Source organism: Diaphorobacter ruginosibacter (genome assembly GCF_014395975.1).
Lineage (GTDB): Bacteria > Pseudomonadota > Gammaproteobacteria > Burkholderiales > Burkholderiaceae_C > Diaphorobacter_A > Diaphorobacter_A ruginosibacter.
Genome location: NZ_CP060714.1, coordinates 4,295,971 through 4,311,815, shown reverse-complemented (window position 1 = coordinate 4,311,815; position 15,845 = coordinate 4,295,971). Strand labels below are relative to the sequence as shown.

The following is a 15,845-nucleotide window of genomic DNA, read 5'->3' as shown; positions in this document are numbered from 1 at the left end:
TGCGCGGGTTCTGTTGAAATCGACATGCTGGCATCCATCCCGGATGCCGGCATGTTTTGCTTGAAAGATTGGGAGCCGCATCATGTATGAGCTGTCCTTGTTGTCCCCCGAAGAGCGCGTCGAGGATCTGAGCGAAGCGCTCGAGGCACTGGATGCCCTGAGCGTTTCGGTCGAAGACGCGGATGCGCAGACCGATGCCGAACAGGCGCTGTTCGGCGAGCCCGGCATGCCCGCACCCAAGGGCGGCTGGAACCGCAGCCGCGTCGTGGCGCTGTTCCAGACGCGCGAGCAGGGCGAGGAGGCGCAGCAGATCCTGCAGGTGCAGGACTTCTTCGAAGGCTGCAGCATCGTTGCACTGACGGAGGTGCAGGACCAGGACTGGGTGCGCATCACGCAGTCGCAGTTTGCGCCCGTCGACATCACCGAGGATTTCTGGATCGTGCCGTCGTGGCATGAGCCACCAGCCGCCGCGAAGCACTGCATCCGTCTCGACCCGGGACTGGCCTTCGGCACGGGCACGCATCCCACCACGCGGATGTGCCTGCGCTGGATCGCACGGCACGGACAAGAGGCAGGCGTGCTCGGCCGCGTGCTGGACTACGGCTGCGGCTCGGGCATCCTCGCGATCGGTGCGGCGAAGTTCGGCGCGAAAGACATCGATGCGGTCGATATCGACCAGGCGGCGGTCGACTCCACCATCGCCAATGCCTCGGCCAACAACGTCACGCTCAAGGCCGGACTGCCCGACAAGGCCGAGGGCCGCTACGACCTGGTGCTGGCCAACATTCTGGCCACGCCGCTGAAGGTGCTCGCACCCCTGTTGTGCGCGCATGTCGCGGAAGGCGGTGCGCTCGTGATGGCGGGCATCCTGGAGCGCCAGGAAGACGAGCTCAAGGAAGCCTACGCGCCCTGGCTGAAGCTCGGGGTCAGCGATCGCGAGGACGGCTGGATCTTGATGACGGCGCGTCGCTGACGCGTCGCGCGGGGCCGTGGCTGTTGCCTTTGCTTGCAGGCAGCGCCGATGGTGCCTGCCTGACGCTGCCCCTACAATGCAAAGCCGATGAGCCAGATAACGCGCTGCCCAGCCTGCAAGACAAGTTTCAGAGTTGTCGCCGACCAACTGAGAATCTCAGGGGGATGGGTGCGTTGTGGCCGCTGCAAGGAAATCTTCGATGCCTCCGCGCATCTGGTCGTGCCCCGCTCGCCTGCGGGCGAAGCGGTGAAGCCACCGCAACCCCTGCCGGTGCCGCAGGCCCCTGCTGCACCTGCGCTGGCTCAGGCCTCGACATCTTCGCCTGCGCCTTCCGCATCTGCTGCCATTGAGACTGCGGCAGTTCCTGTGGCCCCTCCTCCTTCTCCTCTTGTTTCGGCGCCTGCCTTGCAAGAGGGCCACGAGCAGGTGCCCAGTCGTCCGAACGTCTGGGGCAGCGCCCGCGATGGCGTTGCAGGACCGCCTGACGCGTTCTCGCCTCCGGCGAACGATGCGGGCGAAAACGCCGCATCCGCAGTGTCCGCCGCGCCTGCCGAATCGCCTCTTGCACCGCCGCCACCTGCGCCGCAACCTTGGGCGGGCTATTTCGCTGCCCCCGTCGCTGCGGCTGCCACCACCGTGACCACGCGTCTGCCTGACAGCATGACGCAGAACATCACCTACGGTTTGCGCCGCGAGGCCAACGTGGTTCCTCCCGGCTGGCGGCCCGATCAGGAACGCTCGGTGCCGGCCGGTGCACCGGCCGTCGTGGCTTCTGCTCCCGTGCCAGCACCCGTCGCTCCTTCTTCGATCGGTGCCGACCCGCTGCAGCGCGAAGAGCCCGCCTTCCGAGATTCCAGCACGTTCCATCCGGCACCTGCACCCGTGGCCGAGCCCGCCGCGGCTGAGCCTCCGGCTCCCGAGCCGTCGATTCCCGAGCCCCTCGTGGCATCCGTTGTCGAGTCCGCGACGGCTCCCGCCACCTCGGCTGCCTTGCACGAGGCTGAGGCCTGGGAGCACGAGGACCAAGCCTCCGGGAGCGTCCCCGAACTCACTTTCGAGGCATCGCGCTTTCCGCTGCCGTTCGATGAACCGGCATTGAGGGTGGACCGCGGTGCCGAACCCGAGAGGAAGGCCGAACCCGCGCTGGAGAGCGAGGCAACGGCTGCTTCCGCCGAACCGCAGCCCGCGCCGCAAGCCACCATTGCCGCGTCCGTAGTGGAGGCAAGCGAGGGCGATGACGAGGTCGGCTTCATGCGTGCTGCTCGCCGCAAGGCATTCTGGAACCGCCCGGCTGTGCGCATCGCGCTGTGGCTTTTGGCCTGCCTGATGGTGGTGGTGCTGCTGGCGCAGTATGTCTTGGCCGAGCGCGATCGCGTGGCGGCCATGTATCCACAGGCCCGTCCCCTGCTCGAGCGGATGTGCAGGCCGCTGAACTGCGTGGTCAGCGCGCCGAGGCAGATTGCCTCGATTGCCATCGACAGCTCGACCTTCACCAAGGTGAAAGACGACACCGATGCGTTCCGCCTGCAGGTTGCGCTCAAGAACAGTTCCGACCTGTCGCTGGAAATGCCGGCGCTGGAGCTCACGCTGACCGACGCCAACGACCAGCCGGTGCTGCGCAGGGTGATTCAGCGCGATGATTCCGGTGCTCCGGCCGAGCTGGCCGCACGCGGTGACTGGAATGGCGTGATCAGCCTGCGCGTGCCGGAAGTGGCGGACCGCGTCACGGGCTATCGCCTGCTGGCGTTCTATCCCTGACCGGCGGGCAAAGGCCACTCACTCCTTTTCTTTTTTCTTCTTCTCTTCACCATCACTGGGCAATTAGCAAAACTATGGCCGTTCTGATCTGTGGCTCCCTGGCTTACGACACCATCATGACTTTCGAGGGGCGCTTTGCCGAGCAGATCCTGCCCGAGCAGTTGCACATCATGAATGTCTCCTTTCTCGTGCCCAGCCTGCGCCGCGACTTCGGTGGCTGCGCCGGCAACATTGCCTATGCACACAAGCTGCTCGGCGGCGATCCGCTGCCGATGGCGGCACTGGGCCGGGACGGTGCGGACTATGTCGAGCGCCTGGGTGTCCTGGGCATCGATGCGCGCCATATCGCGCAGGTGGACGACACCTACACCGCGCAGGCCATGATCATGACCGACCGCGACAACAACCAGATCACCGCCTTCCACCCCGGCGCGATGATGCAGGCGCATGTGAACAAGATCACGGCGGACTTGGGCGCCGCCGTAGGCATCATCGCCCCCGATGGCCGCGATGCGATGCTGCAGCATGCAGAGCAGTTCGTGGCCGCGGGCATCCCGTTCGTGTTCGACCCGGGTCAGGGCCTGCCGATGTTCAATGGCGAGGAGCTGCGTCACTTCATCGAACTCGCCGACTGGGTCACGGTCAACGACTATGAAGGCAAGATGCTCTGCGAGCGCACCGGCTGGAGCGCCGCCGAGATCTCGCAACGCGTGCGCGGCCTGGTGATCACACTGGGCGGCGAAGGCTGTGAGGTCTGGGAGAAGGGCGAGAAGCAGCATGTCGCGCCGGTCAAGGCCCGCGAAGTGGTCGATCCCACGGGCTGCGGCGATGCATGGCGCGGCGCGCTGCTGTTCGGCCTGGAGCGCAACTGGACGCTTGCCAAGTGCGCGGAACTGGGCAACAGGCTCGGCGCGCTCAAGATCGCACAGCGCGGCCCGCAGAACTACACGCTGGATTTCACGGTCGAAGCCTGATCACTGCCCCTCCGCGAGGGGCTTTTTTCATCGTGGGGCGCGGCCCAAGATGAAAAAAGCCCGATGCGCAGGCATCGGGCTTTGGATGGGCGGGCGCAGCAGCATCAAGGCGCTGCGCTGACTCCCATGGCTTAGGGCTTGGCGCCTGTAGGGAAAGGCCACGCAGCCTGTGGGTTCAGCGTGGTCTGTGCTGCGGGTGCAGCAGCAGGGGCAGCGGCAGGTTTTGCTGCAGCCTTCTTTGCAGCGGCCTTCTTTGCAGCAGGCTTCTTCGGTGCAGCAGCCTTCTTCGCAGGAGCAGCAGCCTTCTTGGCGGGTGCAGCTTTCTTCGCAGGAGCAGCAGCCTTCTTGGCAGGTGCAGCCTTCTTCGCAGGAGCAGCGGCCTTCTTGGCAGGTGCAGCCTTCTTCGCTGGAGCAGCAGCCTTCTTGGCAGGTGCGGCCTTCTTCGCAGGAGCAGCAGCCTTCTTGGCGGGTGCAGCCTTCTTCGCCACAACCTTCTTTGCTACTGCCTTCTTGGCAGCGGCCTTCTTGGCTGGAGCAGCGGCCTTCTTCGCCGGTGCAGCCTTCTTTGCAGCCACAGCCTTCTTCGCTGGAGCGGCCTTCTTTGCTGGGGCAGCCTTCTTTGCAGCCACAGCCTTCTTCGCTGGAGCAGCAGCCTTCTTGGCAGGTGCAGCAGCCTTCTTCGCTGGAGCAGCCTTCTTTGCCGCTACAGCCTTCTTCGCTGGAGCAGCAGCCTTCTTGGCGGCCGGAGCCTTCTTTGCAGGAGCTGCCTTCTTAGCAGCAGGTTTCTTCGCAGTTGCCATCATTTTCTCCTTGGGTCGATTAGCAAAGAGCACCCCGTGTCTACTTTGGACACAGAGCGATTCGTGGCCCGGGGAAGTCGGATGTCCAACTCCGAACCACAAATACGGTCACAACCCCGCACCGTGCCTCGTGCGGGCACTGGGTTGCGGGGATGTGTTGGAAAGAACATGACCTGCTGTAATTGGATGATCAATCAGTCCCAGGACAGGGCTCCGCCGGATTGGTACTCGATGACGCGCGTTTCGAAGAAGTTGCGTTCTTTCTTCAAGTCGATCATCTCGCTCATCCAGGGGAACGGGTTCTCTTCATTCGGGAACAGCGCTTCCAGGCCAATCTGCGTGGCGCGGCGATTGGCGATGTAGCGCAGGTAGCTCTTGAACATCGAGGCGTTCAGGCCGAGCACGCCGCGTGGCATGGTGTCTTCGGCGTAGGCGTATTCGAGCTCGACCGCCTTCTGGAACAGGCCCTTGATCTCTTCCTTGAACTCGGGCGTCCACAGGTGCGGGTTCTCGAGCTTGAGCTGGTTGATCAGGTCGATGCCGAAATTGCAGTGCATCGATTCGTCGCGCAGGATGTACTGGTACTGCTCGGCAGCGCCGGTCATCTTGTTCTGGCGACCCAATGCCAGGATCTGCGTGAAGCCGACGTAGAAGAACAGGCCTTCCATCAGGCAGGCGAAGACGATGAGCGACTTCAGCAGCGTCTGGTCGTTCTCGGGCGTGCCGGTGTGGAAGTCGGGATCCATGATCGCTTCGATGAACGGGATCAGGAACTCGTCCTTGTCGCGAATGGACTTGACTTCGTTGTACGCGTTGAAGATCTCGCCCTCGTCGAGGCCGAGCGATTCCACGATGTACTGATAGGCGTGCGTGTGGATCGCTTCCTCGAATGCCTGGCGCAGCAGGAACTGGCGGCACTCGGGTGCGGTGATGTGGCGGTACGTGCCGAGCACGATGTTGTTGGCGGCCAGCGAATCGGCGGTCACGAAGAAACCGAGGTTGCGCTTGACAATGCGGCGCTCGTCCTCGGTCAGGCCGTTCGGATCTTTCCACAGCGCGATGTCGCGCGTCATGTTCACTTCCTGCGGCATCCAGTGGTTGGCGCAGGTGGCGAGGTATTTTTCCCAGGCCCACTTGTACTTGAAGGGGACCAGCTGGTTGACGTCGGTCTTGGCGTTGATGATGCGCTTGTCGGCGGCATTCACGCGTTGATAGGGGGCTGCCGATGCGGACGGCTGTGCGGCAGCCACTTGTGCAGCGGATGCCGATGCAACGGTTTGCAGTGCAGGCTGCTCGAATGCAGACGGAACTGCTGCAGCGTGGTTGTGTTGAGAACCACCTGCCGTTGTATTTTGCGATGAGGGCTTGACTTCTTCGTCCCAGGTCAGCATACGTTTTCCAGTGCTCGAATTATGAAAGCAGCGCCTCAAAAAGAAAAGCGCTGCGGCGATGCTTCGCAAAGATTTGTTGCTTCAAGGCACGCGCGTTGTGAAGCGAAGCACTTCCAACGCGCGGGTTCGGGGCCTTATTGGCAGGCTTCGCAGCCCGGATCGTCGATCGCGCAGAACTTGATATCGGTGGCCGGAATGCTTTCGCTCTGTGTGCGTGCTGCAGCGGCAGCAGCCTCCAAAGCGTTGGCTGGCGCGGCTTTCGGGGCAGCGGAGGTGTTCTGCTCGTTGCCGCTTGCGACCGCGTTGAGCTGGCGTCCGCTCACCGTGCTCATCTCCACGTGCGTCGCAGATTGCGTGCGCAGGTAGTACGTGGTTTTAAGACCACGAACCCATGCGAGCTTGTAGGTTTCATCGAGCTTCTTGCCCGACGCGCCAGCCATGTAGATGTTCAGCGACTGCGCCTGGTCGATCCATTTCTGGCGACGCGCCGCGGCTTCGACCAGCCATGTCGGTGCGACTTCGAACGCGGTGGCGTAGAGGTTCTTCACTTCCTGCGGCACGCGGTCGATCGGTTGCAGCGAGCCCTTGAAGTGCTTCAGGTCCATCACCATCACGTCGTCCCACAGGCCCAGGCGCTGCAGGTCGCGCACCAGGTACTGGTTGACGACCGTGAACTCGCCCGAGAGGTTGGACTTCACCGACAGGTTGCCGAACGACGGCTCGATGGAGGCATCGACGCCGACGATGTTGGAGATGGTGGCCGTGGGCGCGATCGCGATGCAGTTGGAGTTGCGCATGCCGTCCTTGGCGATCTTCTTGCGCAGCGCATCCCAGTCCAGCGTGGAGGAACGATCGACTTCCACGTAGCCGCCGCGCTCCTTGGCCAGCAGGTCGAGCGAGTCGATCGGCAGGATGCCGCGCGACCACAGTGAACCGTCATAGGTCGAGTAGGTACCGCGTTCCCTGGCGAGCTCGCTCGATGCGAAGTAGGCGTAGTAGCAGATGGCTTCCATCGACTCGTCGGCGAACTTCACGGCCTCCTCGCTGGCGTAGGGGATGCGCATTTCATAGAGCGCATCCTGGAACGCCATCAGGCCCATGCCCACGGGGCGGTGGCGCATGTTGGAGTCCTTGGCCTTCTGCACGGCGTAGTAGTTGATGTCGATGACGTTGTCCAGCATGCGCATCGCGGTGCTGATGGTCTTCTTCAGCTTGTCGTGATCGATCCTGCCGTCCGTGATGTGGCGCGCGAGGTTCACCGAACCCAGGTTGCAGACCGCGGTTTCGGTGTCGCTGGTGTTCAGCGTGATCTCGGTGCACAGGTTGGACGAGTGCACCACGCCCACGTGCTGCTGCGGCGAACGGATGTTGCAGGGGTCCTTGAACGTGATCCAGGGGTGGCCGGTCTCGAACAGCATCGAGAGCATCTTGCGCCACAGGTCCACGGCGGGAATCTGCTTGGCCAGCTTGAGCTCGCCGGAAGCCACCTTGGCCTCGTAGGCGGAGTAGGCCTTCTCGAACGCGCCGCCATAGAGGTCGTGCAGGTCGGGAACGTCGGCGGGGCTGAACAGGGTCCAGGTACCCTTTTCCATCACGCGCTTCATGAACAGGTCGGGAATCCAGTTCGCCGTGTTCATGTCGTGCGTGCGGCGGCGGTCGTCGCCGGTATTCTTGCGCAGCTCGAGGAATTCCTCGATGTCGAGGTGCCAGGTCTCGAGGTACGTGCAGACCGCGCCCTTGCGCTTGCCGCCCTGGTTCACGGCCACGGCGGTGTCGTTGACGACCTTCAGGAACGGCACCACGCCCTGCGATTCGCCGTTCGTGCCCTTGATGTGCGAGCCGAGCGCACGCACGCGGGTCCAGTCGTTGCCCAGGCCGCCGGCGAACTTCGACAGCAGCGCGTTTTCCTTGATCGACTCATAGATGCCGTCCAGGTCATCCGGCACGGTGGTCAGGTAGCAGGAGGACAGCTGCGAGCGCAGCGTGCCGCTGTTGAACAGCGTGGGGGTCGAGGACATGAAGTCAAACGAGGACAGCACCTCGTAGAACTCGATGGCGCGCGCGTTCTTGTCCTGCTCGTTCAGCGACAGGCCCATGGCCACGCGCATGAAGAAGGCCTGCGGCAGTTCGATGCGGGTCTTGCGCACGTGCAGGAAGTAGCGGTCGTACAGCGTCTGCAGGCCGAGGTAGTCGAACTGCTGGTCGCGCTCGGTCTTCAGTGCGGCGCCCAGGCGCTTCAGGTCGAATTCCTTGGCGAGGCGCTCGTCGAGCAGCTCGTTGTCCACGCCCTTCTGGATGAACTGCGGGAAGTACTCGGCATAGGCAGCCGGCATCTCGGCGGGTGCCACGTCGCGGCCCAGCACCTCGCGCACGATCGTGTGCAGCAGCAGGCGTGCCGTGGCATAGGTGTAGCCGGGATCCTTCTCGATCTTGGTGCGCGCGGCCAGAATCGCGGCCTTGAGCACTTCGTCCATGGGAACGCCGTCGTACAGGTTGCGCATGGTCTCGGTGACGATGGGCGCTGCCGTCACGCCTTCCCCGATGTTGGCGCAGGCCGCCTCGATGAGCGCATGCAGGCGCAGCACGTCCAGCTCGACGCGCTGGCCGTTTTCCAGCACGTGCATCGTCGGTACCTGCGGCAGCAGCTGTTCGCGGCGCTCGGCGCGCTCCTGCTTGCGGGCCTCACGGTAGAGCACATAGGCGCGCGCGACTTCGTGGTGGCCGCCGCGCATCAGGCCCAGCTCGACCTGGTCCTGCACATCCTCGATATGGAAGGTGCCGCCGCCGGGACGCGAGCGCGTGAGCGCGTACACGACCGACTGTGTAAGGTTGTCCACCACTTCGCGGATGCTGGCCGATGCGGCGCCCTGGGCGCCATGCGTCGCCAGGAAGGCCTTCATCATCGCCACGGCGATCTTCTGTGGCTCGAACGGCACGACGGCGCCGTTGCGGCGGATGATCTGGAACTGGGCGAGATTGCCGCCCGTTGCTGCGCTTTTGGTGGCAGCGGAGGCTGTTGTCTTTGCGGGCGCGTGGCTCGCTTCGGTGGCTGGGTTCTGTACAGCTTGCATTTGATCCTCTTATGGAGCAGTCAGGAGCAGGGCGGCGGGTCTGGCGACGGCGCCGCGCTGTCGGATGAGTCATGACACGGGAGGCCGTGGCACACTATATCTGGGGTGTCCCTGTGGGACAAGACGCTACCTGTAGTGTATCCGTTGCGAGCGCCGATCTGACCAATGTTCACCTTTTGGGCTGTCTTTGGAGCATCGAAAGCGGTGCGCAACGAGTGGTGCAGCCAGCGTTTTCTCATCGAAATCGCCAGTGCATGCGACCTGTCCGGCGATAAGCTCCGCCAGCCCGCATGCAGGTGGAAAAACACCATCGGGAAATTCTTCCGGGGTTGCCCGGCCTGAAGACCACAGACCGGTGTCGGGTGCTAGTGATCTAGTGGAAACCACCAGCCAAGATCACACAAATTGTTGCGTATTTTTTTCCAGTCGAAACCGGCGCCCGGATCGTGCTTGCGGCCGGGCGCCACGTGCTCGTGGCCGGCAATGAAGCGGATCGGGTAGCGCGCGGCGATGTCCCGGCACAGCGCCATCAGCGCCGCGTATTGTGCTGCGGTGAAATCCCCGCCTTCCAGGCCTTCGAGCTCGATGCCGATCGAGTCGTCATTGCAGTTGCTGCGGCCGCGGAAGTACGAGCGACCCGCATGCCAGGCACGCCGGTCGCAGTCGACGAACTGCGTGAGGGTGCCGTCCCGCGCGATCACGAAATGGCTGGAGACCTCCATGCCGCGCAGTGTCTGGAAATAGGGATGGGCGTCGAAGTCCAGGGTGTTGGTGAACAGGCGCTCGATGTCGCCGGTGCCATGCTCGCCGGGCGGCAGGCTGATGGAGTGCACCACCACCAGGTCGATGGCCGCGCCCTGCGGGCGGTGGCCGTGGTTGGGGGAGTCGACACGGCGCGCGCGCGCGTACCAGCCGGCATTCCATCGCCCATGCGATGCAGGGCCGGAAGCACCCGGCTTATTCATGGGTGTCGACATGGTCTGGGCCGCCCTCGGCTTCGGAGATGTTCAGGCGCTCGATGCGGTAGCGGATCTGGCGCAGGCTGATGCCCAGGCGCGCGGCCGTTGCCGTGCGGTTGAAGCCCGATTCACGCAGCGCGCGCACCAAGATGTCGCGCTCCTGCCTGTCGAGCCAGGCCTGCAGGTCATGCGGCAGCGGCGTGCCGCTGGGGTAGGGCGGGGGCGCGTCGGCCAGTTGCAGCGCCGTGTCGGGTGATGCGAAAGCCGACTCCTCTGTGACGGCGCGGGCCTGTGCCTTCGGCGCGGGCGGCACGGACATGACCGCGGGGGCCGCAGGGGGATCGACGAACAGTTCGTCTCCATCGCTGAGCGCCACGGCACGGTGCAGCAAGTTCTCCAGTTCGCGCACGTTGCCCGGCAATGGGTGCTGGGCAATGCGCTGCAGGGCCGGGAGCGTGAGCTTGGGAACGGGGGAACCTGACTCCTGGGCGATGCGTGCCAGCAGGGCCTCGCAGAGCGCTGGCAGATCCTCGCGGCGCTCGCGCAGCGGGGGAATCATCAGCTCGATCACGTTCAGCCGGTAGTAGAGGTCCTGGCGGAACCGTCCGGCGGCGACCTCTGCCGCGAGGTCCTTGTGCGTCGCACTGACGATGCGCACGTCCACATTCTCTTCCTGCGTGGCTCCCAGCGGACGGATGCTGCGCTCCTGGATGGCGCGCAGCAGCTTGGATTGCATGGCAAGCGGCAGATCGCCGATCTCATCCAGGAACAGCGTGCCTCCGCGCGCGGCCTGGAAGAAGCCGTCGCGGTCCGCCGTCGCTCCGGTGTAGGAGCCCTTGCGTGCGCCGAAGAACTCGGCCTCGAGCAGGTTTTCGGGGATCGCTCCGCAGTTCACGGCGATGAGCGGACCCTCCGAGCGCTGGCTGCTGCCGTGCAGCGCGCGCGCGACCAGTTCCTTGCCGGTGCCGGATTCCCCCCGCACGAGGACCGGCGCCATGCTGCGGGCCACCTTGGCGACGCGCTGCTTCAGGTTGCGCATGGCCTCCGAGTCGCCGACCAGTTGCCGCAGCACGGACGACGTGGCGGCATCGGGTGCCGTCTCTTCGTCACGTGCGGAAGGCGACGGCCTCGAGGCGGCATTCGCCGTATTTGCGGCGTTGGCCGTGGGTGCAGCGGCCCCGGGTGTCGGGACCGCGCCCGTGCCCTGGACGGCGGACGCAACGACCGAGCGGAACTGCTTCAGGTCGACGGGCTTGGTGAGATAGTCGAACGCGCCGGCGCGCAGCGCCTCCACCGCATTTTCAGCGGAGCCGTAGGCCGTCATGACCACGCAGCGCTCGCGCCGGTTGGCCTCGCGCAGATGCACGAGCACCTCCATGCCGTAGCCGTCGGGCAGGCGCATGTCGGAGATCACGACGTCGAACTGCTGCACGCGCAACTGCTGCCGTGCCTCCTCCACGGTGGCGGCCGTCTCCACCCGATACCCCTCGCGCAGCAGTGTCAGCTCGTAGAGGGTTCGCAGATCGGGTTCGTCGTCGATGACGAGGATGGAGGCGGCGTAGGCAGGCATGTGTTCGCTGGATCTCAAACCATGATTGTGTCAAAAAGTGAAGGGTTCCCCGGCAGTCGCAGTGATTTGGGGAAGTGGACTGTGAAGGCATTGCCATCGATCTCCCCGCGAGCAAGCACCAGCGCGGTGCGTTCGTAGCGGATGGTCGCACCGTGGCGGCTGCACAGTTCCCTGCTGATATAGAGGCCCAGTCCGCTGGAGCGGCTCTCGGAGGAGAAGAAGGGCTCGAACAGATGCTGCTCCACCGATTTCTCGAGCGGTGCACCATCGCTCCACACGCGCACGAAGGCAAGGCCTTCCGGTGTGAGGCCGGTGTGGATGCACATCGAGTCCTCGTGCGGTCCCATGTAGCGAAGGGCGTTGTCCGTGAGGTTGATCAGCACGCGGCGCAGGTGGTCGATGTCGAAGTTCACCTGGGCGTCCCCCGTTTCCAGCTGCAGCAGGGCCTTGCGGCGCGAAGGATTCTGCATCTGCCAGTCGCTGAAGATGTGGCGCACGGATTCGTCCAGGGATATGCCTTGGGCCGGCACGTTGTCGATCTGGTGGCGCACGCGCGCGATGTCCAGCACCTCCTCCGTGATGCGCGTGAGCCGTTCGGCGTTCTGGCGCACCATCTGGCTCAGGCGCTGCTGCACGGGGTCCTGCAGCTCTTCCTCCAGCAGGGCATTGGCCTGCAGGATGGCGGCAAGCGGATTGCGGATCTCATGGGCCACGGCCGCCGACATGCGGCCCATGGCGGCGAGCTTTTCCGTGCGCAGGCGCGCCTCCATCTCGCGCAGGTCCTGCAGGAACACCACGCACAGCAGGTCTCCGGGCTCCTGCTGGCTGGAGGCGGGGGCGCTCGCATGCGGCGTGGTCAGCCAGGTGCGGGCGCGCAGGCCCATGGGGCTGTGCCCCGGCTGCGGGATGTCGATGTCGGCGGATTGCTGCGTCGCGCTGTCGAAGGTCTTGCGCACCAGCGCCAGCAGCGGGTTCCAGCTTGGGCTGTGGCTCAGCTCGAACGGCATGCTGGCGGGCGCGGCGTCACCGAGCAGCAGCCGCGCGGAGGGATTCACCAGCCGCACCATGTCCTGCCGATCCATCACCAGCACGCCTTCCCCCAGATGCTGCATGACGAGCGCGCTCACATCTTCCTGTGTCTGTGCGGCCATGCGATTGCGCTGGGAGAGCGCGTGCTCCGCGTGCAGCTTCACCGACAGCTGGTGCACCAGATAGGTGACGATGAAGAAACCGATGGAGGTGAGCGCCGCCTGCATGTAGCGCTGGGCGCTGTCGGCGGTGGAGCGTTCGCCAAGCCAGAGCGAGCCGGCCAGCAGCAGGATGGTGATGATCGAGGTGGTGCCCAGCGCCATCATCAGCGTGCCCAGCATGCCTGCCATCAGCACGGGCAGGCCGTAGAGCGGCGTGTAGCTCAGCACGTCGGTCACGAACAGCTGCAGGTAGCCGAACATGACGATGTCCACGCCGATGGTCGGCAGCCACTGCGGTCCGGGCTGGGGCGACGGCACGGTGCGCGTGAGGATGCGCGCCAGCAGCGTGAGCGCGAGGTACGCCACGCAGACGGCCAGCGTGTTGGGGTTCACGGGCGGCAGCTGCCAGACCAGGCCGGCGGCATGCTGTAGCGTGAGGAGCAGCGCCACCATGATCCGGCCGTTCAGGAAGGCGAGCCAGATGCGCAGGAAGGTGCTGTTGCCGGTGCGTTGGGTAGACGGGGGCACGGGGCGCGTGGGTCCGGTGGGGCGGCGTCAGGAGGCCGGGCCCTGCTGCTGGTGTTCGGCGCAGCAGTAGTAGTTGCGGCCGTCCTGGTGCAGCGCATCGCTGACGGGGAGCATCAGGCCGCAGCGTGCGCACGGCACCATCTTTTCCTGCTCGAGGCGGGGGCGGCGCTGCTGCGGCGCCTGATCGCGGCGGCGGGCCGCGGCATCCAGCCGCTGCTGCTTGCGCCAGATCTGGTAGGCAACGAACAGCACGAGGAACAGCAGAAGGTATTTCATGATCATGCGCCCGCCTTGCCCAGCAGCACCTCGATGACGAAGCGCGAACCCACATACGCCAGCAGCAGCAGGACCGCGCCCGCGTACAGCACGTTCACCGCATGCCGGCCGCGCCAGCCGAATCGCGAGCGGCCGATCAGCAGCACGCCGAAGGTGATCCATGAAAGCACGGAGAAGACCGACTTGTGGTCCCACACCCAGGCGCGGCCGTACAGCACCTCGCCGAAGAACCAGCCGGCGATCAGGGTGGCGGTCAGCACCACGAAGCCGGCCGTCACGAAGCGGAAGGTGAGGCGCTCCAGGGTGAGCAGCGGCATGCCGGACGGCGAGTCGGCGGCAAGGCGGATCTGCTTCTCGGCGCGCGTCATCAGCCACGCGTGCACGACGGCGGCAGCGAACAAGCCATACGAGGCGATGCCCAGCGTGAGATGCAGCGGCAGCCACGGCGACGACAGCGCGTGCAGCGGCTTGCCGGGAAAGACCACTCCCAGCAGCACGGCGACCGCGCCCAGCAGCGTCAGCACCCAGAGTGCGCGCATCTGCGGAAAGAACTGGCGTTCCACCAGATAGGCGATCAGCACCAGCCAGGCCGTCATCGACAAGGCGGGCGCGAAACCGAAATGCGGTGCCTGTCCGAGCAGTCCCCAGGCGACCGAGGCACCGTGCAGCACCCATGCCAGCATCAGGGCGAAGCGCGCCTGGGACGGGGAAAATCGGGAACCCGCGAGGGCCGAGACCCCATAGGTCACTGCGGCTGCCAAGGCCAATAGCCATCCGACGGGGGAAGCACTGGGTAAAATCATAGACTTACAGTTTAGCCTTTTGCCCGCTTCCGGCGGGCCAAACATCGCAGCAACCGCCACCGCAGTGGCCCGGTCGCTGCCTCTGGAGCATTTGAATGGCTTCCGCGCTCACCGATAAACTCTCGCGACTCGTCAAGGAGATGCGTGGCCAGGCCCGCATCACCGAATCCAATGTGCAGGACATGCTGCGCGAAGTGCGCATGGCACTGCTCGAGGCCGACGTCGCGCTGCCCGTTGTGCGCGATTTCATTGCCCGCGTCAAGGATAAGGCCCTGGGCCAGGAGGTTCTTGGCAGCCTCAAGCCCGGCCAGGCGCTGGTCGGCATCGTCAACAGCGAACTCGCCGCCACCATGGGCGAGGGCATCGCCGACATCAACCTGAATGCGCAGCCGCCGGCGGTCATCCTGATGGCCGGTCTACAGGGTGCGGGCAAGACCACCACCACGGCCAAGCTGGCCAAGCACCTGATCGACAAGCGCAAGAAGAAGGTGCTGACCGTCTCGGGCGACGTGTACCGCCCCGCGGCCATCGAGCAGCTCAAGACCGTGACGGCCCAGGCCGGAGCCGAATGGTTCCCGTCCACGCCCGACCAGAAGCCGCGCGACATCGCGCTGGCGGCGCTCGACTATGCCAAGAGGCATTATTTCGACGTGCTGCTGGTCGACACGGCCGGCCGCCTGGCGATCGACGAGCTGCTCATGCAGGAAATCAAGGACCTGCACGCCGTGCTCAAGCCCGTCGAGACCCTGTTCGTGGTGGATGCCATGCAGGGCCAGGACGCGGTCAACACCGCCAAGGCGTTCAAGGAAGCCTTGCCGCTCACCGGCATCGTGCTCACCAAGCTCGATGGCGACTCGCGCGGCGGTGCCGCGCTGTCCGTGCGGCAGATCACGGGTGCGCCGATCAAGTTCGCCGGCGTGTCGGAGAAGATCGACGGCCTTGAAGTGTTCGACGCTTCGCGCCATGCGCAGCGCGTGCTCGGCATGGGCGACATCGTCGCGCTGGTCGAGCAGGTCACCAAGGGCGTGGACATGGAGGCCGCGCAGAGGCTCGCCGAGAAGGTCAAGAGCGGCGACGGCTTCGACCTGAACGACTTTCTTGCGCAGCTGCAGCAGATGAAACAGATGGGCGGGCTCTCCACCCTGATGGACAAGCTGCCCACCGAGCTGGCGGGCAAGGCCGGTCAGGTCGACATGGACAAGGCCGAGCGCGAAGTGCGCCGCAAGGAAGGCATCATCTGCTCCATGACCATGAAGGAGCGCAAGCATCCCGCGCTCATCAAGGCCACGCGCAAGAAGCGCATTGCCGACGGCGCCGGCGTGCAGGTTCAGGAAGTGAACCGCCTGCTCAAGGAGTTCGAGCAGATGCAGGCGATGATGAAGAAGATGAAGGGCGGCGGCCTCATGAAGATGATGAAGCGCATGGGCGGCATGAAAGGCATGAAGAACATGATGGGCGGCGGGGGCATGCCCAAGCTGCCGTTCTGAGACGCCCGGAACCCGCGCTCACCATCGACCCTACCGCCAACAACGCCGTGCAATCCAGCGAAGCT

The 15,845-nt window shown here is 64.9% G+C and carries 12 protein-coding genes and 1 pseudogene; 5 read left to right on the top strand and 8 right to left on the bottom strand.

What is annotated here, in order from left to right; all coding sequences use genetic code 11:
• Positions 1-82 precede the first annotated feature (82 nt).
• The 4 genes and pseudogenes from prmA to H9K76_RS19530 all read left to right on the top strand — a co-directional run bounded on the left by prmA (position 83) and on the right by H9K76_RS19530 (position 3,705).
• Complete coding sequence (gene prmA, locus H9K76_RS19545; protein WP_187596952.1) at positions 83-973, top strand: 50S ribosomal protein L11 methyltransferase; 891 nt, start codon at positions 83-85, stop codon at positions 971-973.
• 87 nt (positions 974-1,060) lie between these two features.
• A pseudogene (locus H9K76_RS23730) lies at positions 1,061-1,126 on the top strand (MJ0042-type zinc finger domain-containing protein); the annotation flags it as partial.
• 252 nt (positions 1,127-1,378) lie between these two features.
• Positions 1,379-2,731, top strand: a complete 1,353-nt coding sequence (locus H9K76_RS19535) for a DUF3426 domain-containing protein (protein WP_187600820.1) — start codon at positions 1,379-1,381, stop codon at positions 2,729-2,731.
• A gap of 74 nt (positions 2,732-2,805) precedes the next feature.
• Positions 2,806-3,705, top strand: coding sequence for a carbohydrate kinase family protein (locus H9K76_RS19530; RefSeq protein ID WP_187596951.1), 900 nt, complete (start codon positions 2,806-2,808; stop codon positions 3,703-3,705).
• A gap of 131 nt (positions 3,706-3,836) precedes the next feature.
• Here the strand turns inward: H9K76_RS19530 and H9K76_RS19525 are convergent, their stop codons facing one another.
• The 8 genes from H9K76_RS19525 to H9K76_RS19490 all read right to left on the bottom strand — a co-directional run bounded on the left by H9K76_RS19525 (position 3,837) and on the right by H9K76_RS19490 (position 14,293).
• Positions 3,837-4,505: a histone H1 gene (locus H9K76_RS19525; protein WP_187596950.1), complete on the bottom strand. Its 669-nt coding sequence runs from the start codon at positions 4,503-4,505 to the stop codon at positions 3,837-3,839.
• Positions 4,506-4,699: 194 nt separating this feature from the next.
• Positions 4,700-5,896 (bottom strand): ribonucleotide-diphosphate reductase subunit beta, encoded by a 1,197-nt coding sequence (locus H9K76_RS19520; RefSeq protein WP_187596949.1) that lies wholly within the window; start codon positions 5,894-5,896, stop codon positions 4,700-4,702.
• Between the two features lie 134 nt (positions 5,897-6,030).
• Complete coding sequence (locus tag H9K76_RS19515; RefSeq protein WP_187596948.1) at positions 6,031-8,967, bottom strand: ribonucleoside-diphosphate reductase subunit alpha; 2,937 nt, start codon at positions 8,965-8,967, stop codon at positions 6,031-6,033.
• A 365-nt stretch (positions 8,968-9,332) separates the two neighbouring features.
• Positions 9,333-9,944, bottom strand: coding sequence for a 1,6-anhydro-N-acetylmuramyl-L-alanine amidase AmpD (gene ampD / locus H9K76_RS19510; RefSeq protein WP_187596947.1), 612 nt, complete (start codon positions 9,942-9,944; stop codon positions 9,333-9,335).
• Entirely contained in the window at positions 9,925-11,496 is a 1,572-nt protein-coding gene (locus H9K76_RS19505; protein ID WP_187596946.1) for a sigma-54-dependent transcriptional regulator, read from the bottom strand. The genes ampD and H9K76_RS19505 overlap by 20 nt, the downstream gene beginning before the upstream one ends.
• A 14-nt stretch (positions 11,497-11,510) precedes the next feature.
• Positions 11,511-13,214: a sensor histidine kinase gene (locus tag H9K76_RS19500; RefSeq protein ID WP_246475165.1), complete on the bottom strand. Its 1,704-nt coding sequence runs from the start codon at positions 13,212-13,214 to the stop codon at positions 11,511-11,513.
• Positions 13,215-13,241: 27 nt separating this feature from the next.
• Positions 13,242-13,490: a PP0621 family protein gene (locus tag H9K76_RS19495; RefSeq protein ID WP_187596945.1), complete on the bottom strand. Its 249-nt coding sequence runs from the start codon at positions 13,488-13,490 to the stop codon at positions 13,242-13,244.
• A gap of 2 nt (positions 13,491-13,492) precedes the next feature.
• Positions 13,493-14,293, bottom strand: a complete 801-nt coding sequence (locus H9K76_RS19490) for a cytochrome C assembly family protein (RefSeq protein WP_187596944.1) — start codon at positions 14,291-14,293, stop codon at positions 13,493-13,495.
• Positions 14,294-14,388: 95 nt separating this feature from the next.
• On the opposite strand from H9K76_RS19490, the gene ffh reads away from it, so the two are divergent.
• The gene (gene ffh, locus H9K76_RS19485; RefSeq protein WP_187596943.1) at positions 14,389-15,780 is read left to right on the top strand and encodes a signal recognition particle protein; all 1,392 of its coding nucleotides are present in this window, start codon (positions 14,389-14,391) and stop codon (positions 15,778-15,780) included.
• The last annotated feature ends 65 nt before the right edge of the window (positions 15,781-15,845 follow it).